Consider the following 25,556-nt stretch of genomic DNA (forward strand, 5'->3'; position numbering starts at 1 on the left):
AAATGGCTAAGAAAAATAAGTATGAAGATTTATCTAATCGTGTAATTGGTTTAGTAGGAGAAAAAGAAAACATAACTTTCTTTACACATTGTGTAACCAGATTAAGACTTACAGTTAAAGATAAATCACTAGTTAATGTTAAAGAAATTGAAAAAATAGAAGGTGTAATTGGCTGTCAATGGGTTGGAGATCAATTTCAAATTATTATTGGTCAAGCAGTAAGTGACGTATACAAATTAATTTGTCAAAAAACGGGTTTGGCACAAGAAGATACAGTTAGTGATGATGTAAAAAAGGAATCATTTAGTTTGAAGAAAGGGCTTAGTGATATTTTTACAAATATCGCAGCTTGTATTGTTCCATTATTACCAATAATGATTGGTGTAGGTATGATAAAAGTAATCATCCTAGTCGGTCAATCATTAGGTTGGATTTCTATGGATTCACCAACATCTATTGTAATTAACTTTGTAGCAGATGCTGGTTTCTACTTTTTCCCAGTATTTATAGGAGCAACTGCTTCTAGAAAGTTTGGAGCAAATATTGCAATAAGTATGCTATTAGGGGCAATGCTAATTCATCCAACATTTATTTCCATGGTAGCGCAAGGAACTCCAATGTCAGTATTTGGATTAACTATTAAAGCAGGTAATTATGCTAATGCAGTATTTCCATCTATTTTAGCAATTTATGTGTTATCAAAGCTTGAAAAGGTATTGAATAAATATACTCCAGAAATCTTAAGGTCAATTTGTGTACCACTATTTTCTATATTAATTATGATTCCAATTACTTTTTGTTTCATTGCACCTTTAGGAGCAAATATTGGTGTAGTATTAAGTGCAATTATTAATTTTATCTATGTTAATTTTGGTGGCTTTGGTGTAGCAGTATTTGCTTGCTTACAACCAATTATGGTGTTAACTGGTATGCATGTAGCTATGGTTCCATATGGATTACAATCATTCCAGACATATGGTTTCTTGCCAAACGTTATAGGAACATTAATAAATAATTTTAATCAAGGGGCTGCGAGCCTAGCTGTAGCATTAAAAACAAAGGATAAGAGTTTAAAAAGTACTGCTATATCAGCAGCTACTACAGCAATTATCGCTGGTGTATCAGAACCGGCAATGTACGGTATAAACTTGAGATTAAAAAAACCTTTCTATTTAATATTAGCTGGTAATTTCATTGGAGCTCTTGTAGGAGGATTATTAAAAGTATATGTTTATATTATGGGAGCTGGAACAAATGGATTATTTGCATTCCCAGCCTATTTAGAAGGTGGCGCATCTAATGTTTTATATGCAATTTTAGCTTGTGTAGTTGGTTTTGTAGCTACATTCTTGTTAGTTTATTTTTCTTATAAAGAAGAAATTAATTAATTATTAATTGAAAGGGGGAGGCTGTCTGTTATTTATAGACAGCCATAATATTCAATATGACAAAGATGAGTAAAGGCTTTCCAAAAGACTTTCTATGGGGTGGCGCTACTGCTGCTAACCAATTCGAAGGTGGTTGGAATGAAGGAAATAAAGGTATAAGTAGTGCAGACTGCTGTACTAGAGGTTCAAAGGATAAAATTAGAGTTGTAACATATATGGATAAGGATAATAATCTATGCGAACAAAGATTATTTGGAATGAATGTAGCTAATTATACGGAATTTGGAGTATATGATGGTTATGATTATCCAAGTCATGTTGCTAGTGATTTTTATCATAGATATAAAGAGGATATTGCATTATTGGCAGAAATGGGCTTTAAAACATTTCGTATGAGTATTAACTGGACTAGAATATTCCCTACAGGATTAGAAGAAAAACCTAATGAGGAAGGATTAAAGTTCTATGATGCTGTATTTTCTGAATGTCTAAAATATGGAATCGAACCATTAGTTACATTATCTCACTATGAAACACCAATTAGTTTAACAAATAAATGGGGATCATGGCTTGATGAAAGAACTATTGATTGCTTTGTTAGATATGTTGATACAGTAGGAAAAAGATATAAAGGAAAAGTGAAGTATTGGTTAACTTTTAATGAAATAAACTGTTTATCACATGGGGCATGGATGTCAGCTGGAGTACCTTCGCGTGATGCACAATCTAAGGCTACTGCTAGTAAGCATCAACTTTTAGCAAGTGCTATGGCTGTAAAGGTATTACATGAAATTGATAGTAATAACAAAGTTGGTAATATGATTGCATATAATGTAACTTACCCTTATACATGTAACCCTAATGACGTTATGGCAGCTAGAAATAAACAAAATAATATGTATTTTTATTGTGATGTACAAGTTAGAGGATACTATCCAACATACAAGTTAAAAGAATATGCTAGAGAAAACATTATTTTTAGCTTAAGTGATAAAGAAAAAGCTATTTTACGTGAAGGAGTAGTTGACTTTATTAGTTTTTCATATTATATGAGTAGTTGTACTTCAAGTGATCCAAATGTCTTAAATAATCAAAAAGGTAATATGATTATGGGAGTTAAAAATCCATACCTAGAAGAAAGTGAATGGGGATGGCAAATTGATCCTGTAGGTCTAAGGATTGCTTTAAATGAATTATATGATCGTTATCAAAAGCCATTAATGATTGTAGAAAATGGTCTTGGTGCAGAAGATAAGATTGAAAGTGATGGATCAATCCATGATAGTTATCGTATTGATTATTTAAGAAATCATATTATTGCTATGGCAGACGCAATTAATGAAGATGGCGTAGAACTATGGGGCTATACTCCATGGGGATGTATTGATTTGATTAGTGCATCAACTGGAGAAATGAGAAAACGATATGGATTTATCTATGTAAATTACCATGATGATGGTAGTGGTGATGGTAGTCGTATAAAGAAAGATTCTTTTGCATGGTATAAACGTGTTATTGAGTCTAATGGGGTTGATTTATACTAATTAATTAATAAAAAAATATGGGGCTATCTCATAGATGATTAAAAATCATTTATGAGATAGCCCCTTCATGATAGATATGATACATTCCCTATTTTAAATTTAATTTGCTACTTCAAATTGACTGTAATAAAGAGATGCATAAAAACCATTTTGTTCTAGAAGACTTTGATGAGTTCCTCTTTCTATAATATCTCCATCTTTAACAACTAAAATCATATCTGCATTTTGAATAGTTGACAATCTATGTGCTATGACAAAACTCGTTTTATCCTTCATAAGTCTTGATAAAGCCTTTTGAATTTCTACTTCTGTCCTTGTATCTACACTTGATGTAGCTTCATCTAATATCATAACTGTAGGATTTGTTAACATAGCACGAGCAATAGTTAACAGTTGCATTTGTCCTTGAGAAACATTAGATGTTTCACTAGAGATTACTGTATCATATCCATGCTCTAGTGTACGAATAAAATGGTCACAGCAAGCAGCTTTTGCAGCAGCTATTATTTCTTCACGGGTAGCATCCATCTTACCATAAGCAATATTTTCAGCTATTGTCCCTTCAAATAGCCATGTATCTTGAAGAACCATCCCAATTTGTCTACGCAATATATTTCTAGGAATCTCATTAATATTAACTCCATCAATTGATATAGCTCCTCCATTTAATTCATAAAAACGCATTATCAAGTTAATTAATGTAGTTTTTCCTCCACCTGTTGGCCCAACAATAGCTACCATTTCATTTGGTTTTACTTCAAGGTTTAAATTCTTAATTAAAGTTTTCTCATCTGTATATCCAAACTTTACATTTTTGAAATCTACCTTTCCCTTAGATATAGGATTCTTATCAAATGAGAATTCATTTAACTTATTATCTGCAACCTCTTCTTCTTCATCTAATAACTCAAAAACTCTCTCAGCCCCAGCAATAGCAGATTGTAGAGACATGATAACATAAGAAGCTTGAGTTACAGGCTCAGATACTTGATTTACGTATTGTAAAAACGCTTGAATTCCACCTAATGAAATCTGTCCATTAAGTGTCATTATTCCACCTACAATAGCTGTTGCTATAAATCCTAATTGATTTAAAAGACGAATAGTTGGATATATAGCAAAATCTATAAACTGAGCCTTTCTATTAGCTTCAAACTGCTTTTTATTAAGCTCAGTCACTTCTTGAATTACATTCTCTTGTTGATTAAATATTTTTACAATAGGATTTCCAGAGTACACTTCTTCAATTTTTCCACTTAATTCACCCATAGCATCAAAATTATATGCATAATAACGTTGACTTAAACTTGATACATAATTTGTTGCAATAGCACTAATTCCAATGAATATAAAAATTAATAAGGATAACTTTAAATTTAATATAAGCATTGAGATAATTGTAAAGATAATTGTAAAACAAGAAGATATAAACTGCATAAAACCGACCTGCATTACTAGGGATACTTTTTCAAGGTCAGTTGTTACTCTACTCATAACATCCCCTTTTTTATGTGAGTCAAAATATTTCAATGGAAGCTTATTTATTTTCTTACTAATATCTTTACGTAATGATAAAGTTAAATTCTCTCCAACACTAGATATTATATATTGCTGGATATAAGTAAGAAAACTATTAACAATAGATATTAGTACCAGCATTAAAACTGGCATAGCTAGTGCCTGCGCCACCATTGATAAAACACTTACAGATTTATCAAAGCTATTAATTGCATTTACTAGATTATTTATAGCTAATCCTACAGCAGTAATCGCAATAAATGACATGGTAGCACGTGGTGCTATACGTGCAATTTATGATAACGGTCTTTCAGTGCCAGGCGACATAGCTGTAGTAAGCTGCGATCAATTTCCAGATAGCGATTATTTACTACCTCGTTTAACAACTATTGACCAAATGGATGAATATTTAGGAAAGATTGCAATTACAAAATTAATTAGCGCTATAAATGGTATATCTGAAAATATCTCTATAAATCATACTCCAGAATTAGTAGTAAGAGAATCCTGTGGCTTCTCTAATAAATAAAACTAGTTGAAAGGTGATATAAATAATGAAAGAAAAATACTTAATATGCTCTGATCTAGATGGAACTTTATTAAATTCAAAAGGAGAAATTTCTTCTAACACTTTATCGATAATAAGAAATTTACAAAAAGACGGTCATATATTTTGTATATCTACAGGAAGAATGTATAAATCCGCAAAATCTTTTGCTGATATTATAGGTGCTGATACCTGCATAATATGTTCAAATGGTGCATATGCAGGAACTACGACAGAAGATATTCATAAAAGTAATATGCCCCCTGAAACAGCGATTAATGTTTATAAAGTAATGCAATCCTTTAATATACCTTTATATTTCTTTTCAAAAGATGATGTTTATTATACTAAGGTTTTACCTCTTTTTTTCTCAAAAGAAGATATGCAAAGACTTTCTACTGGAAGCAATGTAAATGGTATGAAACCAATCTTAACATTAGATAGCTTTAAGGAACACTTAGGTAATTATCTTAATGCTATAGCTATTGAAGAAGAAGACCTTTCTTTATTAAAGAAAGCAAAGACCAAACTAAAAAAACTATCAGGAATATATGTACAATCTTCTTATTTCAATAATATAGAAATTATTCCTCATGGAACTGATAAAGGACTAGCTGTAAAAAAGCTCCAAGAACACTTTAATATTAACCGAGAAAACATTATTGCTTTTGGTGACGGAGAAAATGACTTATCAATGCTTAAATACGCCGGTATTGGAGTCGCAATGGACAACTCTACTGATGAAGTAAAGAAATGTGCAGATAGAGTAACATTAAATAACAATGATGAAGGTGTATATCATACTCTAAAAGAAATCTTTAGTAAATAACGAATATAAAATAAATAACCCTCGACAACACCTTTATGTATTGTCGAGGGTTTTCATGGTGGAGGCGACGGGTGTCGAACCCGTGTCCGAAAGCAGACCAGCCTGACTTTCTACGAGCGTAGTTTATGATTAAAATTTCGGTCATGAGTTAGCTCACAAACAAACTCCTCACTCCCTAGCTTCATAAATACCCCTCTAGCTCAAAGCTTTGCTAGACTTCGTTTCCTACTTTATGACACCAGCTACCCAAGACGTAGGCATCCTGGACTGATGAGCGGCTATATTAAGCTGCTAATGCAAAATTATCTTCTGCGTTTATCTTTAATGCATACTTGATTAACAAGGGAACATGCTTACCTCGGCTCGCTTATCAAACCCATCTTACCCCCGTCGAAGCCAAAACGCCCCCATGTTGATAAGAAGAACTTTCAAAACAAATTTCAATATTTAGTTTTTAATTTCTTCAGTGAATTCATTATATAATATAAAAAATTCACTGTCAATGTGACGGCCCTCTGAAATAATTACCACGTATAAATATGATTTTTTGAAAATAATTCTATAAATAAAAGAGAATACTACTACTGAACTTATTAAACAAAGGAGAAAAATTTATGGAGATTTGGATCAGCGATGTGTTATCGGTAATAAAAGAAAAAAGATTAACCTTACGAACTGTTCTTCTAGTTTTAATTCTCATGTACATCTTAGCATCTGCTTTATTTTTAATCACAGGAGAATCAACTTCAGTAGAATACCAACCATTTTATAACTTCACTATAGAAAATATATAAAAATTTATTTAAAAACTCTCTCTATAGCTTCCAAAATTTTTTTGAAGCTATTTTTTTATCTTATAAAATAATTCATAGCTCCACAGAATCTTTCCTCAGGCCGGATTATTCCTATATGTTTATATATTGTTATATTTATATATTGTTATATTTATTAGAATTTTTATTATAAAAGAATTTTTCTAAGATTTATTATTTATATTAATAATATTATTTTTATTTTTAATTTAACTAAAAAAAGAAATACTAACAAAGCAAAGTTTCATCCTCATCCTTATTATCATTTTTATCCTTATTATCTTCCTAAACCCGCATTTTCCCTATAACTTTTTAACTTCTTAACTTTCTGCTCTTATATCATAACAGTATTCCCACAAATAAAACTTTCATATTACCACTGCCGATCTATATATTCCAGAAACTCTAGCGACAGCAGAGTTTCCTCTTCAACTTTATTATCTCTTTTATCCCGATTATCTTTTTTATCTTACCTCGTACCTTCGCTCTTACAAACTCAACTTAAAATCAAAACCCTATTCCCACAAATAAAACTTTCATAATTACCACTTCCGATCTATATATTCAAGAAACTCTAGCGATAGCAGAGTTTCCTCTTCAACTTTATTATCTCTTTTATCCTGATTATCTTTTTTATCTTACCTCGTACCTTCTCTCTCACAAACTCAACTTAAAATCAAAACCCTATTTCCACAAATAAAACTTTCATATTACCACTGCCGATCTATATATTTCAGAAACTCTAGCGACAGCAGAGTTTCCTCTTCAACTTTATTATCTCTTTTATCCCGATTATCTTTTTTATCTTACCTCGTACCTTCGCTCTCACAAACTCAACTTAAAATCAAAATCCCATTCCCACAAATAAAACTTTCATAATTACCACTGCCGATCTATATATTTCAAAAACTCTAGCGATAGCAGAGTTTCCTCTTCAACTTTATTATCTCTTTTATCCTGATTATCCTTTTTATCTTTCCTCGTACCTTTTTACCTTTTTACCTCCTTACTTTACTACAAAAAAAGGCAGAGAAATTGCCAAGCAATTTCTCCACCTTATCTCTCTTACTCACAGAGTACCCTCATATTACTAAATCATAGATTTAGATATTCAGGCATCTTTATTATCTTTTTTATCCTAACTAATATCTGCCACTATTTTTAATAGCTCTATCCATATCTCTCTTAGCAGCTTTTTCTAGCATAGAATCTCTCTTATCATAATTCTTCTTACCTTTACAAACCCCAAGAGCAACCTTAACTCTACCATTCTTTAGATAAAGTGATAATGGAATTAAAGTATATCCATCCCTTTGAACTAATCCTTGAAGTCTAAAAATTTCTTCCTTATGAAGTAATAACTTTCTATTTCTCATAGGATCAACATTAAAAATGTTTCCTTGTTCATATGGGCTTACATGCATTTGCTTTATAAGAATTTCACCATTCTCTATATCTGCATAGCTATCCTTTAAATTACACTTACCTCCTCTAATTGATTTAACTTCTGTACCAACTAGAGCTAATCCTGCCTCCATAGTTTCTTCAATAAAGTAGTCATGACGTGCTTTTCTATTTTCAGCTAAGGAATTACTATTCTTTTTTCTTACCAAATTTCTCACCTACTTAGCTTTTATTTCTTTTATAAATTATAATATATTATCATCTGTTTCTTCAACGTCTTCCTCTTTAAGTTCTTGCTTAACTTCAGATATTTTTTCAGCTAATTCTTTGCTAGCCTTAATTTCTTCCCTAATATATTCATCTTCTACCATATCAAAATATATTTCACGGTTTGGAATATCTACCTTGCTACATCTAACCTTAACAAAATCACCTAATCTATAAATCTTCTTAGTTCTTTCACCCATTAAACATAAATGATTTTCATCATAAATATAGTAATCATCATCTAAAGCTGTTATATGAATTAGTCCTTCAATTGTGTTAGGTAATTCTACAAACATACCAAAAGAAGTAACTGAAGATACAATGCCTTCAAACTCTTCTCCAATTCTATCTAACATATATTCAGCCTTCTTAAGGTCGTCAACTTCTCTTTCTGCCTCTGTTGCAATATTTTCTGTTTCACTAGATTGTCTTGCTGCATAATCAACAAGAGCTGTTAACTTCTTACTTCTATCATCATCTATCTTACCATTTATAAATTCCTTAATTATTCTATGAATTTGTAAATCTGGATATCTTCTAATTGGTGAAGTAAAGTGGCAATAATACTTAGCTGCAAGACCAAAGTGCCCTACACATTCAGGAGAATATTTTGCTCTCATCATGCTTCTTAAAAGTAAAGTACTTACAACTGTTTCTTCTTTCTTACCCCTTACCTTTTCTAAAATTTCTTGAAGATTTCTAGGTTTAACCTCTCCATTCCATTTAACAATATAGCCTAGGTTATATATAAATTCTCTAAACTTTTCAAGCTTTTCTTCATCTGGATCTTCATGAATTCTATAAACAAATGGTAAGTGACTCCAGAACATATGCTCAGCCACTGTTTCATTACAAACAAGCATAAATTCTTCTATTATTCTATTTGCTATTTCTCTTTCATAAGGCTTAATATCAATAGGCTTACCAAATTCATTTAATATAATTTTAGATTCCTCAAACTCAAAATCTATAGCCCCTCTTTTTGTTCTCTTCTTATATAAAATATTACAAAGTTCTTCCATTGCTTTAAAATCATCTAAAAGATAGTCATATCTCTTACTTAGCTCTGGATCATTATCCTTAAGTATCTTAGTTACATCTGTATAAGTCATTCTTTCATTTGTTCTTATTACAGATTCAACAATTTCATGGTCTAAAACCTTACCACTACTATCTATATCCATGATACAAGAAAGTGTTAATCTGTCTACCTTAGGATTTAATGAACAAATACCATTAGATAGCTTCTTAGGAAGCATAGGAATAACTCTATCTATTAAGTATACTGATGTACCTCTCTTTAAAGCTTCCTTATCTAAAGGATTCTTTTCTCTAACATAGTGAGATACGTCTGCTATATGAACTCCTAATCTATATCTACCATTATCAAGTCTCTCTATAGAAACAGCATCATCTAAATCCTTAGCATCTTCACCATCAATAGTTACCATTCTAACATCTCTAAGATCTTTTCTTCTCTTATATTCTTTTAAAGGTATTTCCTCGTCAATACCTGATGCAAAAGCTTGAACCTTAGGTGGAAATTCTTCTGGAAGACCATATTTTTTAATTATAGTTAGAATATCTAATCCCTTATCACCCTTTTGTCCAAGTACTTCTTTAACTACACCTTCAGGACTTCTTCTCTTCTCTGGCCACTTAGTAATTTCTACAACTACAACATCTCCGTCCTTAGCACCATTTCTGTCTTTTTTAGATATAAATATATCTTGGCTAATTCTTGTATCTTCTGCAATTACAAATCCAAAGTTTTTGCTGTCTTCATATACACCAATAATCTTTGTATTAGCTCTTTCTAGAATTTGAATTACTTCTCCTTCTCTCTTCTTTCCGTTCTTATCTTCCCTAGTAATTTGTACAAGTATTCTATCTCCATTCATAGCTCCATTTATAAAAGAACTTGGAATAAAAACATCCTTTTCGCCTTCTATTTCTGGAATTAAGAAGCCAAAACCTTTAGCATGAGCTTGTAGTTTACCTGTAATAAGTCCTAATCTTTCTGGAAGTGCAAACTTATCTTTTTTAGTTCTAAAAATAAGCCCTTCCTTCTCCATTGTTTTTAATGTCTTTTTAAATGCTCTATATTCATCAGGATTAATGTCAAAAACTGAAACTAGTTCTTGAATATCCATCGGTCTATATGCTTCTTCACGCATGAATTCTAATAATGTATCTTTTATTCCCATTATTACCTCCTATATATTTGAATAATATTTCATTAATTATATTTCCCATTCTAAAAATAACTAATCTATTTATTATATTACCATATTGCACTACTTTAGGATACTTTCATATATTCTACTACATTCTTTATTTTGTGACATTTGCTTTCTAAATATTATTCATAAATAAAAATTTATAATCACATTTTAAAAACTTTTGTCAACTTTTTATGAACGATTCGTAACTTTTCTTATTGATATCATTTCCAATAAGTGGATATAATTATACTTGCATTTACATTTTGTGGGAGGTAAATAAATATGAAAAGAAAATTTTTATCATTAATTCTTGCAGCAGCTCTTACAACCTCATTAATAATAATGCCTGTTGTTTCTACAAGTGCTGCTGAAGAAAAATCTAATTCAATTTTGACTTTATACAGCGATACTGAAGATTATACAATTTCTAATGATTCTTTATGGGTTAAAGTAATTACAGGTGGTCAATTTGATATTAGAACAACTGGGGGGGATCCATTAAACGAAAACGATAATAACGTTAGCCTATTGTATGGATACTCTAACGCTGAAGTTCTAAAGGTAGGTAATGAGTTAGATGTACTAACTACAGGTACTATATCTACTCCTACTGGAAGTTGGACTACTACCAATAAAGAGATAAATGCATTAAAATCTTCATATCAATCTGATAAAGGTATTAAAGTTAATCGTAATTTAAGCTTAGCTAAGAACCCAGGATCTTCTTATGAAGACTCTGTTACTATGACTTATACCTTCACTAACACTAGTAATAAAGCTAAAACTTTCTCATTTAAAACAATGCTTGATACTTATGTAGGTAGAAATGATGACGCACCTTTTAATGTTCCCGGTGCAGGAAGCTTTGATACAGCAAAAGAGCTTACTGGTAACCAAGTACCAAATTATTGGTTTGCTTATGATAATTTAGAAAACCCTTCAGCTGTAGCTAAATATACTTTCTCAAGAGATTCAAAACCAAATAAAGTTCAATTTACTAATTGGTTATCTACTTCTGCAAGTAGAACATGGAACAATGAAATAACCGAGGGTAATGAAAATGGAGATAGTTGTGTAGTTATGTATTGGGAAGATATAACTATTCAACCTGGTGAAACAAAAACTATTACAAGTAACTATGGAACATCTTCTCTAAATACTCAAGTTAATAGCGATATATCTGTATCTGTTTTAAATAATAATACTATAGAAGCAAATGAAGATGGAACTTATCCAACTTATGAAACCACTGCAACTGTAAAAAACAGTGGTGATATCCCATTAAATAATGTTACTTCAACTGTTGAAATTCCAGAAGAATATAGAGATTTATTATCTATTGTAGGTATTGCTACAAATAATATAGGAACTTTAACACCTAATCAAAGTGCTAATTCAGACATCCAACTAAAAGTAGCTGAAGGTAACTATTATGATGATATAAATGCTTATTTTAATGTAATTGTTAAATCTGATTCTACAGAAACTAAGATTGTAAAACAAAACGTTACTATAAAGGCTAATGCTCAACATAGTATTTCAGCTTCTTTAGCTGGTGGAGAAAATGTATCTATTAATCCAAATGTAGATACTGAATATAACCCATATAAAGTTGATGTAACAATAAACAAAAATGCTGAAGAAGATCCTAATTTTAATAATGAACCAAACGTTCATGTTGACTTAGAAATTCCAGAAGAATTTAAGGATGACTTAACTTTATTACCACTTCCAGTTATGGGTGAAGAAGGTGAAGCTGAAGAAGATTCATTAAATCACTTTATTTCAATAGCTCCAGGTGAAAGTTCTAATGATGTATGGAATTTAGCTATAAAACCTAGCTATGAAGATAGGGTTATAACTTATAATGTTAAAGTAACTTATGGTGATGAATCTCCAATAGTATTAACTCAAACATTAACTGTTAAAGGCTTAACTCCTTCACCAACACCAGAAGTTCCAGAAACTCCTGTTACACCTGAAGTTAAACCATCTGAACCAGTTAAAACTGGAGACCCTTCAAACATTGCAGGGCTTTTAATAGCATCTATGACTTCATTAGGTGGCGTAGTAACATTAAGAAAGAAATATAGACCAAAACATTAGTTTAAGATAAGAAAGATAATTTAAATAATAAAGATAATAAGGATGTAGTTTAACTACTAAATCCTTATTATCTTTTTCTATTTTTTAACCAATATAATTATTTAATTAGATTAAGAAGTATTCCTCCATACTTAATGATAAGTGGTGCAAATACTAATGAAACTATTGTCATAAGCTTAATTAATATATTCATAGATGGACCTGATGTATCCTTAAATGGATCTCCAACTGTATCTCCTACTACACCTGCTTTATGAGCTTCACTTCCCTTACCTCCATGAGCTCCGCCTTCTATATATTTCTTGGCATTATCCCAAGCTCCCCCTGCATTTGACATCATAATAGCCATTAGAACACCTGTAACTACTCCCCCAGCAATAAGCCCAGCTAATGCTTCTGCTCCAAGAAGAAGACCAACACCTATTGGAATTACTATTGCTAATATTCCAGGTAAAACCATTTCCCTTAATGCAGCTTGAGTTGATATCTCAACACATCTTGAATAATCTGGCTTTTCTGTTCCTTCTAATATTCCTCTCTTTTCCTTAAACTGCCTTCTTACCTCTTCAACCATTTGAGTTGCTGCTTTTCCTACAGAAAACATTGTTAATGCTCCAAATAAGAAAGGTAACATTCCACCAATAAATACTCCTACTAATGTTGTTGGCTCTAAAAGATTAATTTTTTCTAAGTTAACAGCCTGAGCATAGGATGCAAATAGAGCTAAGGCTGTAAGTGCTGCTGAACCAATAGCAAATCCCTTGCCAATTGCTGCTGTTGTATTTCCTACAGAATCTAACTTATCAGTAATCTCTCTTACCTCTGGATCTAGATTTGCCATTTCAGCAATTCCTCCAGCGTTATCAGAAATTGGTCCATATGCATCAACCGCTACTGTAATAGCTGTTGTTGATAGCATTCCTACTGCTGAAAGGGCAATACCATAAAGTCCTACTTTAGCATCTGACGCTCCTTCTACACCAAAGTAAGCTACTAATATTCCAATTGCAATTAATATTATTGGAATAACTGTTGATTTCATTCCTACTGATAATCCTGAAATAATGTTAGTTGCTGCCCCTGTTTCTGATTCATCAGCAATAAGTTTTACTGATTTGTAATCTGAGGATGTATAAATTTCAGTTATCTTACCTATTATCATTCCAACAGCCAGTCCAGCTATTACTGGAATAAATAGTTTTAGTGAGTTAAACATAGAATAACAAGCTATTGCTCCAAATATCACCACTAGTATCCCTGATATTGTACTACCTGTATTCAATATTTTTTGAGGATTGTTACCCTTTATATTTTTAACAAATAATATTCCTATAATAGAAGCTATAATTCCAATTCCTGATAATATCATAGGATATATTGCTCCATATCTTCCTGATACATTAGTTAATAATGACCCTAAGGTAATTGCAGATATTATAGAACCTACATATGATTCAAAAAGATCTGCTCCCATACCAGCAACATCCCCTACATTATCTCCTACATTATCAGCTATAACAGCAGGATTTCTTGGGTCATCTTCTGGTATACCAGCTTCAACTTTTCCAACTAAGTCAGCTCCAACATCAGCAGCCTTAGTATAAATACCTCCCCCTACTCTTGCAAATAAAGCTATTGAGGAAGCTCCAAGTCCAAAACCTGTTATATATTCTGTATTTAAATCAAAAATAATTGTAAGTAATCCTAATCCAAAAAGCCCTAGTCCAACAACAGATAAGCCCATAACTGCTCCACCCGAAAAAGCCACAGATAAAGCCTCTTTAATTCCTATTTTTGCTGATTGTGCTGTTCTAACATTAGCTTTTACTGCAACTCTCATTCCAACATTGCCTGCTAAAATAGAGAATACTGCACCTATTAAAAACGCCACTGCAGTTTGCACTTTAATAAATATTGCTATAGTAAGGCCAACTACTACTATAAAAACAGCTAAATACCTATACTCTCTCTTTAAAAAAGCCATAGCTCCCTCTTCAATATGTCCAGCTATTTCTTGCATTTCATTGTCCCCTGGATCTTTTTTAACAATTCCTTTTATAATGAAAATATTTCCTAGTAGAGCTGCTATACCACAAAGTGCAGATATTATTAATAAGTTCACTTTATCATCTCCTTAATAAAAATTAGCAGTCCATTATTATCTCACTATATGCTATTCATCTTTACCATAAAAGAGTCACAAGAAATTAGGAAATTTTATTTAAAGGCAAAAAAAATAAACAGCTACATAAATAGCTGTTAATTTATCTTATTTATATTATGTTTAATACTAACGTAGTAGCTGCAAAAAGAACCATTGAAATAACTGTTAATCTTTCTAACATTACTTCCTTTGTTCTTACTTTGTTTTTAGCATAGAAAGTTTCATTTTTGCTTCCTTGTACTAATCCACTTAAAGCATCTGATTTACTTGGTTGCATTAATATAGATACAATAACTATTAATCCTAATATAACTTCTAAAACTAATAATGCAGTTTTCATAGGAACACCTCCTGCTTAGTAAGCCTAATAAATACATATTACAATAAAAATATCATATCACACTATGCATTTTTTTACAAATATTTTTAGATAAGTTTTCTTAAATAATAACATAAAAAAAGTAATAGAAGTAATAATTAACCACTTCTATTACTGATTTTAATCTTTTAAACTATTTAATATTAAAGAAGGCTTTTCTTCCTCTAAATTCAGCTACATCTTCTAATTCTTCTTCAATTCTAATTAATTGATTGTACTTAGCAACTCTTTCAGATCTTGCTGGTGCCCCAGTCTTAATTTGGCCTGCATTAACGCCTACAACTAAATCAGCTATTGTTGTATCTTCTGTTTCACCAGATCTGTGAGAAACCACTGCTGTCATTCCTGCTCTATTAGCCATTTCAATAGCATTTAAAGTTTCAGTTAATGTACCTATTTGATTTAATTTAATAAGAATTGAGTTAGCTACTCCTTTTTCGATTCCCATTTCTAATCTTTCAGTGTTAGTTACAAATAAGTCATCTCCAACTAATTGAACCTTATTACCTAATCTTTCAGTAAGTAACTTCCATCCTTCCCAATCTTCTTCTGCCATACCATCTTCAATTGAGATTATTGGATACTTGTTAACCCAATCTTCTAAGAAGTCTACCATTTCTTCAGCAGTTAAAGTCTTTCCTTCATTTTCTAAAACGTACTTACCATCTTTGTAGTATTCAGAAGAAGCAGCATCAATAGCAATGAACATGTCTTCTCCTGGTTTATAACCTGCTTTAGTTATAGCTTCTATTATAACATCTATAGCTTCTGCATTTGATTTTAGGTTAGGAGCAAATCCACCTTCATCACCAATTGCAGTTGAATATCCTTTTTCATGTAAAGTCTTTTTAAGAGTATGATATACTGTAGCACACATTCTCATAGCATCTGAGAAAGTCTTAGCCCCTACTGGCATAACCATAAATTCTTGTAAATCAACTGAGTTATCTGCATGAGAACCACCATTTATAATATTCATCATTGGAACTGGTAATACCTTGGCGTTAACTCCACCAATATATTGATATAAAGGTAATCCTAAAGAATTAGCAGCTGCTTGTGCACACGCTAAAGATACACCTAAAATAGCATTAGCTCCAAGCTTTCCTTTGTTTGGAGTTCCATCTAATTCAATCATAGTTTTATCAATATATGTTTGATCAAATACATTACAACCTATTAGTTCTTCAGCGATAGTTTCATTTACATTTCTTACAGCCTTTTCAACGCTCTTTCCTAGGTAATTATCTTTATCACCATCTCTTAGTTCTACAGCCTCATATATACCAGTTGAAGCCCCTGAAGGTACAGCTGCTCTTCCTACAGTACCGTCATCTAAATAAACCTCAACTTCAACTGTTGGGAAACATCTAGAATCTAGAATTTGTCTTCCAACAATATCAACGATCTCAACATAACTTTTCATAACTCTTCCTCCTTAAAAACTTATATATTTCTAATATTTGTTAGTTCAAGTAACAAGAATAGTATTTACTAAATATTATTCTTATATTCATGAAACTAATTAAGAGGGCCCCAAAATAACTCACTTTTACTTTGACTCCCTCTTATAAAAACTACAAGTATAAATCTTCATCATCTCTTTGGTATTTCTCTTTTTGACTTTCTTTTTGCCAATACTTATCAAACTTATTCTTCCATTCCTTAGCTTTCTTCTTATCAATCTTCTCCATATACTTTATGAAATCATCTAAAACTTCAAGCTTTAAAAAACCTTTCATTAAATGTCTTGGAAAATTCACTTTTCTTTTATAGCACTTTTTGGGGTCAATAAGCATTATTGTACAATCATCTTTTACATATACATCTTTACATCTCGTGTCTATCTTAGAGAAATCTAATCTTTTAAATTCTTTTATTAGCTTGTAGATATTTTTTGTTAGTTCTAAGTTTAATCCATTTTTCTTTATGTATTTATCAAGCTGAATACCCTCTACCATTTCTCTTACAATATATAATTTGCCTATCTTATATATTCTAGGGAAATACTTAGACCCATTAGTTCTTGAAAGAGTATATGATTCGTCACTACAGACTTTTTCCTCAACAAAAATTTTTATCACCTTATTTTCAGGCAACTTATACACAACCCCATTATTTCCTTGCCCTAAGAAAATAGCTTCTCTAAATAACTCTTCTGTTTTATCATCAAAACATGCTGAATAACAATGATATTTTTTCATAGAATCTACCTTTATATTATTTTGATATATTTATATGTTTTATAATCACATAATATGAAAAACAAAATTTTCATTAACTTAATTATTACTAATTTGTAATTCTTGTAGTAATTTCTTAGTAATATTGATCGCTTATTATTAAAACATAGAATCAAATAAAAAAGGTGGTAATAAAAATGAAAAAAATATTAAATAAAGATGATATTAAAACTATTTTATTGGGCAGTATAGCTTTTGGTATTATGATTGGTGTAGGTAATACACTTGCATATTTAGGAGGAAACTTTTCAGGTGAAAGCATTATGATAGGATTAATCTCAACTTTATCTGCAATTATTCCTTTTACTATAGTTATGATTATATTAAAAAAGCTTGACAAAAATAGTATTAATAACCTTAATTCTAGATATGAAAGTATAAAAACAAAATAATCCATATAATATAAATCATATAATTTACTTCAAACTACATTCTCAAAAAGACTCCAAAAACTAAAACTCCAGAAAATACAAGGAGAAAATTCTAACCACAGCAGAATTTCCTCCTTATCATCTATCTTACCTTCTTACATTCCTACATTTCTATAAAGCTAATAATAAAAGTAGTTCCTTTTCCTTCTTCACTAATAAGTCTTATTTCTCCTCCTAATTCTTCAACTATACTTTTAGATAAAGATAAGCCAATACCTATACTCTTTGGATCTGTACTACTTTCACCTTTATAAAATCTCTTAAATACCTTTTTTCTAATATCCTTTGGTATTCCAGGTCCATTATCTTTAATATAAATATTCTTTATAATTTTCCCCTCAGAAACTCGAATTTCTATTTCTCCACCATCCTGAGTATGCTCTATAGCATTCTTGGTAATATTAGATATAGCTTCACCTAACCACTCTCTATCATGCACAATCTCACATTCTAAATCTCCAGTTATTATAAGCTTTTGGTTTTTTCTTTCAACTTCTCCAACTAAAGAAGAAACTGCTAGCTCTATAGTTTCCTTTAAAGGTTGTCTTTCTCTTTTAAAGTTTATTGCTCCTGCCTCTAGCCTTCCAACTTTTAAAAGATTCATTATAAGCCATTCCATTCTTACTTCTTGCTCATCACATTTCTCTAAAAACTTTGCTCTATCCTCCTTAGGCATATCCTCATTTTCCTTCATTAAATCTATAAACATGACTAAAGATGCTAAAGGAGTTTTTAATTGATGAGATATATCTGACAAGAAATCCTTTAAATTTTCTTTATCTTCCTTTAATTTTTGAATAGAATTATTAACTCTTTCTCCCATATAATTAAGAGAAGTCGTAAGTATAGCTACATCTCCCTCTTCATACTTAGGTTCAATCTTCTTAAACTTACCATTTGAAGTGTCTGAAATATTTTTTACTATATTATCAACTTGGAAATATATATCCTTTAACTCTTTAATGAATATTAAGTAAAGCATTATAGTAAATAAAATCATTATTGGTATAAATATAACTAATATTTCTTTATAGAATTTATTTGTAACCTCATTAACCATTATAGATAATTCATCATCATATCCGTAGCTTTTAAGAATCCCCTTAGCCTCTACTAACTCGTTTCCATCTTTTATCTCATAGAATCCTTTAATAACTTCTGGTATATCTTTATTCTCTATAATACTACTTAACACAGAAGTATTTTGGTCCATTAAAGTTCTATTTATATTATTTACAACATAATAAGTTGCTCCAAATATTGATATAACTCCAAATAAGAAAATAATAGAAAACTTTATAGTTACTTTTTTAGCTTCTGGATTATTATATAACCTTTTTAAATCCATTATTTTTCACCTATCCACTTATAACCTATTCCTCTAACAGTTTCAATATAAGGATTTATCTTATCCTCTTTAAGTTTTTCTCTTAATCTTTTTATATATACTGTTAATGTGCTCTCTTCAATAAAGTCTCCTTCTATATCCCAAAGCTTTTCTAACAATGTCTTTCTAGTCAATACATTTCCAGAGTTTTCTATCAATAATAGAAGTAATTTATATTCTACTGAAGTTAATTGAAGTTTTTCTTCTCCTTTATAAACTTCATATTTTAAAGGCAACACTTTAATATCTTTAACAATAATTTTATTATCTTCTTTATCTTTAGATAATACACCTTTTCTTCTAGCAACTGCATTTATCCTAGCTACTAATTCCCTAACTCTAACTGGTTTAGCTATATAATCATCTGCACCTAAGTCTAATCCCATAACTATGTTAACCTCTTCGTCACAAGCCGTTAGAAAAATTATTGGGACCTCACTATCTAACCTAACCTCTTTACATAACTCATATCCATTTCCATCCGGTAAATTTACGTCTAATAAAATAATATCTATATGTGAATTACTTATTTTTTCTTTTGCATCTTTTATTTTTCCTACTGTCTTAACATTAAATCCTTCATTTTTTAGAGAATATTCGATTCCCATTGCTAAAGTAACATCATCTTCAACTAATAAAATATTCATTTACCTCTCCTTAAAATTATTATTCCATTTTATTCTAATATATTTCCCCGGAAATTACAAAATCCCTCTTGTTACTTACATTTTATGGTATAATGTATTTGTAATTAGTATAGGAGGTTTTCTATGAAAAATAGAACAAGATTAATAATTCTTTTAATTTTATTAGTTCTTTTTATACCTTTAACTTATATAAAAGCTACTACAGCTGGTATACAAGTAAAATATGATACTACCTTTTCAATTGTAAAAACAGATAAGTACTTTAGAATAAATAATTTTTATACATATGATATAGAAAACCCCGGTCCTGATAAAGATACATGGTACTTTAATAAAGATTATGAAGTTCTTCACGCTGATGAATTTACAGGTTCTCATGCAAGTAGATACAAACAGTTGATATTCTTATGGTGGATAATAGGAATAACTCTAATTGTACAAATTAAAAATCTTTATAAAAGAAGACGAACAAATTTAACAACATAAATAATAAAGATAAATAAAAGGAAATTACCAAAAGCAATTTCCTTTCTTTATCTCTATTACTTCTTACCTATACTGAGTAAAGCACTGCTTCTTGCCTACCTACTCTTCTTCACTTATCCCCTCAACTATAGTAAGCTTCTTAAGCTTATTCATTGGAATAACAGTTGCAATATAAGTCACTCCTATTGCACATATTATTGAAATAGCGAATGCAATAAAATCAAAATTATATTGAACTTCTGCAAAACCTGCTCCAAGTTTAACTAATAATCCTAGGAGCACTGCTGATACTCCTCCACCAATTATAGCTGATAATATTCCATAAAGAGTACCTTCAAGCAATACGCTCTTCTTAAGTTGCTTTTCAGTCATACCTATAGCTTTTAAAGTAGAAAACTCTTTTCTTCTTAACAATAAATTAGTTGATATTGTATTAAATATATTAACTACTGATATTATTGTAACAATTGCAATAAAGCAATAAACAAAGAATTCAATTTGTCCATATATGCTGTCTACTTCTTTTAGTAAATCTCCTAAATCTTGATAAACAAGTTCCTTTTCATCTTTTACATTATTGAAATATTCAAGAGCCTTTTCTCTTGCCTCATCGTCTCCCTCAAAGTCAAAGAACATACCATTATAATTAAAATCCTTAACCATAGTCTTGAACAAATCTTCATGGAACATTAATTGTGGTGCACTATAAAGTGTATTTCCCATTAATGGTTCTCTATTGGCTATAGCAACAACTTCCAATTCATAGTAATCCTTATTCTTTATTGCTTCTTCTATATTTCTACTAGCATTTTCTACATTTCTACTGTAATTATCTAATTTAGGTATTCTGATCTTATCTCCAACCTTATATTTAGTAGCCTGTACTGATTCTATATCTCCATCTTCATTACGTATTTGGTAACCATCTAAAAGAATCACTCCATTTTTCTTAAGCTTCTCTAAATCTACTTTGCCATCAACTATATATCTATCTATAATATTTAGTTCATCATTTCCACCAACATATATTTGTGTCCCGCTAGCATCTACCATATCTGACGAAGGGAAACTATCATGAAATGGATTTCTTCCTACTTTGTCGGAATAATCTAGGTTCACACTATCTTTTGGTATAGCTAAATTAGCATAATCAATATAAAATTTATATTCTTTTCTTATAAAGTCTTTACTTTCTATTTCTTTAATATCTTCATCTTTTAATCCACTATCTGTAACTTCATTAGAAAGCTGAGCATCAAAAGGTGAATACATAAATTGTTGCATTACAGATTGTTTAGCAAAATCAACAAATCCATAGAATACATTAAACATAATAATTGATACTGTTAAAGCTAAACAAGTAATAATAAATCTAAATGGTGTTCTCCTTATATTCTTATAAGCAATACTACCTTCAACACCAAATATTTTTCCAACTATCCTTCCCTTTCTTCTCTTAAGCTTACCTAACTTTATTTCATTTTTATTCCTTATTGCATCAACTGCCGATATCTTATTTGCCTTCCTAGCTGGCATTAGAATTGATAAGAATATAGTAATAGCAACTAGTATGGCTGTAACTAAAATGATGACAGGATAAAATCCAACTTTAAAGCTCTCAATAAACATTAAAGTATCTCCAATAAATATCTTAATACCATACTTTAATGCCAAGAATCCTACTATACAGCCTAATGGTAAAGCTATAAGCCCCATTAAAAAGCCCTCTTTGTATATGATTCTTTTTATTTGTTTAGGGGTTGCCCCTATAGCTTTTAATATTCCAAAATACCTTATTCTCTCTATTACTGAAATATTAAATGAATTATAAATAACAACTATGGTACAAACTATTATTGTAGCTATTACAAATATAGCCATATTTCTTAAAGCTCCTGATACATATTCATTTCCACCATTACCTGTTAAATATAGTACATTAGAATTATTGTTTATAGATTCCTTATTTATATTGTTTTGCTCTGTTATTTTTGCAATAATCTCTTGCTTATTTTTACCTGACTTTAGATTTAAATATAAATTATACTCAGCATTTTGATTTAAGTTTTTATCATTTAAATAGTCTTTTACATAAAATATATTATTACCCGAATAAAGTGTCCCTTCCTCTATTCCAACGACTTCAACTACTTTTTCACTTCCATTTCTAGCTTTTAAATTAATCTTATCTCCAACATTAACTTTTAATAATGACTTTACAGATTGATTAATTAGAATTTCATTCTCCTTAGTAGGTACTCTACCTTCTTTGATTGGTGATGTTTGCATTTTTTCATAGTAATCTTTATTACCATACTCAAAAGTTAAAATTTCATCTTTTCCTTCAATTGTATATTCATCATCACTTGATAGTAATAAAGATGTATCTTTTACTTCTGCATTATTTTTAATTTTATCTACTTGCTCACTTGTTATATTTCTCAATATAAACTCATAATCTCCACCAGTTCTTCTTTGCTCTACCAACATAGAATCTCTAAAGCTTAGAAGAAATGTACCAACTGCAAATATTAATACAGTAGCTAATATTATTCCAAGTACTGTTAGGGAAGTACGCTTTTTATTTTGCTTCATATATCTATTAGATATTTCACTATAATTTTTCACTTCTTACACCCCTATTCAATTACTTTTCCATCTTTAATCTTTATTACTCTATCAGCATTTTCTGCAATGCTTAAATCATGAGTAATTACAATAGCTGTTTGATTATACTTTCTTACAGATAACTTTAACATTTCCATTATTTCCTTTGATGTTTCACTATCAAGATTTCCTGTTGGTTCATCAGCTAGTATAATAGCTGGCTTATTTATTAAAGCTCTTGCTATAGCAACTCTTTGTTGTTGGCCACCTGAAAGCTCAGATGGAAGATGACTTAATCTATCACTTATTCCTAAAGTCTTAACTAAATCTTTAAAATATTCTTTATCTACTTTTTGATGATCAAGTAGAGCAGGCATTTTTATATTTTCTTCTACAGATAAAACTGGTATTAGGTTAAATGATTGAAATACAAATCCTATTTTTCTTCTTCTAAATATAGCTAGCTTTTCTTCTTTAAGTTTATATATATCTTCATTATCAATAATTACTTTTCCACTTGTTGGTCTATCTACTCCTCCAACTTGATGAAGCAATGTACTCTTACCTGAACCACTTGCTCCAACAATTGCAACAAATTCACCTTTTTCAATTTCTATATTTACATTATCTAATGCAACAACCTTATTTCCGTCTTTTCCATAAACTTTACTTAAATTCTCTGTTTTAATAACTACCATTTTTATTTCCTCACTTTCTCTTTTCATTCTATACCTATATAATAAAATCTAAATATTACTATAATATTAAATGAAAAATTACAATTTTGTAATTTTAGCAAAAAAGAGACTCACCTGAGCGAGTCTCTATCATAATTATTAATAAAATTATTCAACTATTAAGTTTTCTCCTGTCATCTCAGCTGGTACTTCAACTCCCATAACACCTAACATAGTAGGAGCTATATCAGCAAGCTTTCCTTCTTTAAGCTTTCTTCCATCAACATGGTTTGATACCCATACAAATGGAACTGGGTTTGTAGTATGTGCTGTAAATGGATTTCCTGTTGAGAAATCTATTTCAGTTTCTGCATTTCCATGGTCAGCAGTTATGAATAATGTACCATCTTTTTCAAGTACCTTTTCAGCTACTCTTCCAAGACAAGTATCTACAGCTTCTACAGCCTTAATAGCAGCGTCAACAACTCCAGTATGACCAACCATATCTGGGTTAGCATAGTTAAGTATAATCATGTCGTACTTATCTTCATCTAATCTAGCTATTAATTCATCTGTTACTTCAAAAGCAGACATTTCTGGCTTTAAGTCGTAAGTAGCAACCTTTGGAGAAGGTATAACCTTTCTTTCTTCTCCCGGATTTTCCTTTTCAACTCCACCATTGAAGAAGAATGTTACGTGAGCATATTTTTCAGTTTCAGCAATTCTTAATTGTTGTAATCCCTTACCTGAAACATATTCTCCTAATGTATTAACTAATGTTTGAGGCTTAAAGGCTATTTCAACGCCTTCTAAAGTTTTATCGTATTGAGTCATAGTAACGAAAGTTAAGTTTAATGTTTCTCTCTTAAATCCATCAAATACCTTATCGTTAATTGCTCTTGTTATTTCTCTAGCTCTATCTGGTCTAAAGTTGAAGAACACAACTGAATCACCATTCTTAATTGTAGCAGTTGGATGTCCATCTTCTAAAACTACACATGGTAATACGAACTCATCTGTCTTATTGTCATGGTATGATTTTTCCATAGCTTCAACAGCAGAAGTTGCAGTTTCACCCTTACCTAATACTAAAGCATTGTAAGCAAGTTCAACTCTTTCCCATCTATTATCTCTATCCATTGCATAGTATCTACCACTTACTGTAGCAATTTGACCTACACCAACTTCTTTCATCATTTCTTCTGTTTTAATTATAAAATCTTTACCTGATGATGGTGGTACGTCTCTTCCGTCCATGAATGCATGAACATAAACTTTTTGAAGTCCTTCTTTCTTAGCAAACTCTAAAAGACCTCTTAAGTGTTCTATGTGAGAGTGAACTCCACCGTCTGATAATAATCCCATTAAGTGTAATGCAGTATTATTTTCTTTAGCATTCTTCATAGCCTTTAATAATGCTTCATTTTCAAAGAAATCACCATCTTGGATAGCCTTAGTTATTCTAGTTAACTCTTGGTATACTATTCTACCAGCACCAATATTTAAGTGACCAACTTCTGAATTTCCCATTTGACCTTCTGGAAGACCAACAGCCATTCCACTTGCTTGTAATTCTGTAGTTGGATATTCACTTACTAACTTATCATAATTTGGTTTATTAGCTAATGCTACAGCATTTCCTTCAGACTTTGGAGCAATTCCAAATCCGTCAAGTATCATTAACATTACAGGTTTCTTTGCCATAATTCCCTCCAAGTTTACATTTAATTTATTCGTAATACTTCATTAGTATTATTTTTCTTTTAATCAATATTATTATACTACAAAAGATTTAAAACTCCTAACTATGTAAACCTTTATATTTTTAAAATTTCTGTTTTATCTGATAAATTAAGTTAATTATTTCTTCACTCAATTTAAAAAGCTGTTGTACA

General features: G+C 30.5%; 20 protein-coding genes and 1 other RNA gene. 8 read left to right on the forward strand and 13 right to left on the reverse strand.

Features of this window, described 5'->3' with window-relative positions:
* Positions 1 to 2 precede the first annotated feature (2 nt).
* Both G594_RS0111525 and G594_RS0111530 read left to right on the forward strand, forming a co-directional pair.
* Positions 3 to 1,388, forward strand: a complete 1,386-nt coding sequence (locus G594_RS0111525) for a PTS transporter subunit EIIC (RefSeq protein ID WP_027098725.1) — start codon at positions 3 to 5, stop codon at positions 1,386 to 1,388.
* Between the two features lie 56 nt (positions 1,389 to 1,444).
* Entirely contained in the window at positions 1,445 to 2,932 is a 1,488-nt protein-coding gene (locus G594_RS0111530) for a glycoside hydrolase family 1 protein (RefSeq protein WP_027098726.1), read from the forward strand.
* A gap of 99 nt (positions 2,933 to 3,031) precedes the next feature.
* Here G594_RS0111530 and G594_RS20545 read toward each other — a convergent pair whose 3' ends face one another.
* The gene (locus G594_RS20545) at positions 3,032 to 4,717 is read right to left on the reverse strand and encodes an ABC transporter ATP-binding protein (RefSeq protein ID WP_120362565.1); all 1,686 of its coding nucleotides are present in this window, start codon (positions 4,715 to 4,717) and stop codon (positions 3,032 to 3,034) included.
* Between G594_RS20545 and G594_RS20550 the strand changes: the two genes are divergently transcribed.
* Positions 4,716 to 4,979, forward strand: coding sequence for a substrate-binding domain-containing protein (locus tag G594_RS20550; RefSeq protein WP_027098727.1), 264 nt, complete (start codon positions 4,716 to 4,718; stop codon positions 4,977 to 4,979). The genes G594_RS20545 and G594_RS20550 overlap by 2 nt on opposite strands.
* 25 nt (positions 4,980 to 5,004) lie before the next feature.
* The gene (locus tag G594_RS0111545; RefSeq protein ID WP_027098728.1) at positions 5,005 to 5,826 is read left to right on the forward strand and encodes a Cof-type HAD-IIB family hydrolase; all 822 of its coding nucleotides are present in this window, start codon (positions 5,005 to 5,007) and stop codon (positions 5,824 to 5,826) included.
* Positions 5,827 to 5,882: 56 nt separating this feature from the next.
* Here the strand turns inward: G594_RS0111545 and ssrA are convergent.
* Positions 5,883 to 6,235, reverse strand: a transfer-messenger RNA (tmRNA) gene (ssrA, locus tag G594_RS19925).
* Between the two features lie 205 nt (positions 6,236 to 6,440).
* On the opposite strand from ssrA, the gene G594_RS0111550 reads away from it, so the two are divergent.
* Positions 6,441 to 6,620, forward strand: a complete 180-nt coding sequence (locus G594_RS0111550) for a hypothetical protein (protein ID WP_027098729.1) — start codon at positions 6,441 to 6,443, stop codon at positions 6,618 to 6,620.
* A 1,160-nt stretch (positions 6,621 to 7,780) separates the two neighbouring features.
* On the opposite strand, the gene smpB is transcribed toward G594_RS0111550, so the two are convergent.
* The gene (gene smpB, locus G594_RS0111555; RefSeq protein WP_027098730.1) at positions 7,781 to 8,251 is read right to left on the reverse strand and encodes an SsrA-binding protein SmpB; all 471 of its coding nucleotides are present in this window, start codon (positions 8,249 to 8,251) and stop codon (positions 7,781 to 7,783) included.
* A gap of 36 nt (positions 8,252 to 8,287) precedes the next feature.
* Complete coding sequence (gene rnr, locus G594_RS0111560; protein WP_027098731.1) at positions 8,288 to 10,516, reverse strand: ribonuclease R; 2,229 nt, start codon at positions 10,514 to 10,516, stop codon at positions 8,288 to 8,290.
* Between the two features lie 300 nt (positions 10,517 to 10,816).
* On the opposite strand from rnr, the gene G594_RS0111565 reads away from it, so the two are divergent.
* Entirely contained in the window at positions 10,817 to 12,640 is a 1,824-nt protein-coding gene (locus tag G594_RS0111565; protein WP_027098732.1) for a COG1361 family protein, read from the forward strand.
* 97 nt (positions 12,641 to 12,737) lie between these two features.
* Here G594_RS0111565 and G594_RS0111570 read toward each other — a convergent pair whose 3' ends face one another.
* The 4 genes from G594_RS0111570 to G594_RS18845 all read right to left on the reverse strand — a co-directional run bounded on the left by G594_RS0111570 (position 12,738) and on the right by G594_RS18845 (position 17,387).
* Entirely contained in the window at positions 12,738 to 14,762 is a 2,025-nt protein-coding gene (locus G594_RS0111570; RefSeq protein WP_027098733.1) for a sodium-translocating pyrophosphatase, read from the reverse strand.
* A gap of 151 nt (positions 14,763 to 14,913) precedes the next feature.
* Positions 14,914 to 15,144 carry a preprotein translocase subunit SecG gene (secG, locus tag G594_RS0111575; protein WP_027098734.1) on the reverse strand — a complete coding sequence of 77 codons (231 nt, stop codon included), beginning with the start codon at positions 15,142 to 15,144 and terminating at the stop codon, positions 14,914 to 14,916.
* Between the two features lie 172 nt (positions 15,145 to 15,316).
* Positions 15,317 to 16,609 carry a phosphopyruvate hydratase gene (eno, locus tag G594_RS0111580; RefSeq protein ID WP_027098735.1) on the reverse strand — a complete coding sequence of 431 codons (1,293 nt, stop codon included), beginning with the start codon at positions 16,607 to 16,609 and terminating at the stop codon, positions 15,317 to 15,319.
* A gap of 151 nt (positions 16,610 to 16,760) precedes the next feature.
* Positions 16,761 to 17,387 carry a hypothetical protein gene (locus G594_RS18845; protein ID WP_051195992.1) on the reverse strand — a complete coding sequence of 209 codons (627 nt, stop codon included), beginning with the start codon at positions 17,385 to 17,387 and terminating at the stop codon, positions 16,761 to 16,763.
* 176 nt (positions 17,388 to 17,563) lie between these two features.
* Between G594_RS18845 and G594_RS0111590 the strand changes: the two genes are divergently transcribed.
* Positions 17,564 to 17,818 carry a hypothetical protein gene (locus G594_RS0111590; protein WP_027098736.1) on the forward strand — a complete coding sequence of 85 codons (255 nt, stop codon included), beginning with the start codon at positions 17,564 to 17,566 and terminating at the stop codon, positions 17,816 to 17,818.
* 142 nt (positions 17,819 to 17,960) lie between these two features.
* Here G594_RS0111590 and G594_RS0111595 read toward each other — a convergent pair whose 3' ends face one another.
* Complete coding sequence (locus G594_RS0111595; RefSeq protein WP_027098737.1) at positions 17,961 to 19,205, reverse strand: sensor histidine kinase; 1,245 nt, start codon at positions 19,203 to 19,205, stop codon at positions 17,961 to 17,963.
* Positions 19,205 to 19,891, reverse strand: coding sequence for a response regulator transcription factor (locus tag G594_RS0111600; protein ID WP_027098738.1), 687 nt, complete (start codon positions 19,889 to 19,891; stop codon positions 19,205 to 19,207). The genes G594_RS0111595 and G594_RS0111600 overlap by 1 nt, the downstream gene beginning before the upstream one ends.
* Before the next feature lie 123 nt (positions 19,892 to 20,014).
* Here G594_RS0111600 and G594_RS0111605 point away from each other — a divergent pair, with 123 nt between their 5' ends.
* Positions 20,015 to 20,377, forward strand: a complete 363-nt coding sequence (locus tag G594_RS0111605; protein ID WP_027098739.1) for a hypothetical protein — start codon at positions 20,015 to 20,017, stop codon at positions 20,375 to 20,377.
* Between the two features lie 99 nt (positions 20,378 to 20,476).
* Here the strand turns inward: G594_RS0111605 and G594_RS0111610 are convergent, their stop codons facing one another.
* The 3 genes from G594_RS0111610 to gpmI all read right to left on the reverse strand — a co-directional run bounded on the left by G594_RS0111610 (position 20,477) and on the right by gpmI (position 25,365).
* Positions 20,477 to 23,005 carry an ABC transporter permease gene (locus tag G594_RS0111610; RefSeq protein ID WP_027098740.1) on the reverse strand — a complete coding sequence of 843 codons (2,529 nt, stop codon included), beginning with the start codon at positions 23,003 to 23,005 and terminating at the stop codon, positions 20,477 to 20,479.
* 11 nt (positions 23,006 to 23,016) lie between these two features.
* Positions 23,017 to 23,682, reverse strand: a complete 666-nt coding sequence (locus G594_RS0111615; RefSeq protein WP_027098741.1) for an ABC transporter ATP-binding protein — start codon at positions 23,680 to 23,682, stop codon at positions 23,017 to 23,019.
* Positions 23,683 to 23,829: 147 nt separating this feature from the next.
* Positions 23,830 to 25,365: a 2,3-bisphosphoglycerate-independent phosphoglycerate mutase gene (gene gpmI / locus G594_RS0111620; protein ID WP_027098742.1), complete on the reverse strand. Its 1,536-nt coding sequence runs from the start codon at positions 25,363 to 25,365 to the stop codon at positions 23,830 to 23,832.
* Positions 25,366 to 25,556 lie beyond the last annotated feature (191 nt).

The organism is Clostridium paraputrificum AGR2156 (assembly GCF_000424025.1).
GTDB lineage: Bacteria > Bacillota > Clostridia > Clostridiales > Clostridiaceae > Clostridium > Clostridium paraputrificum.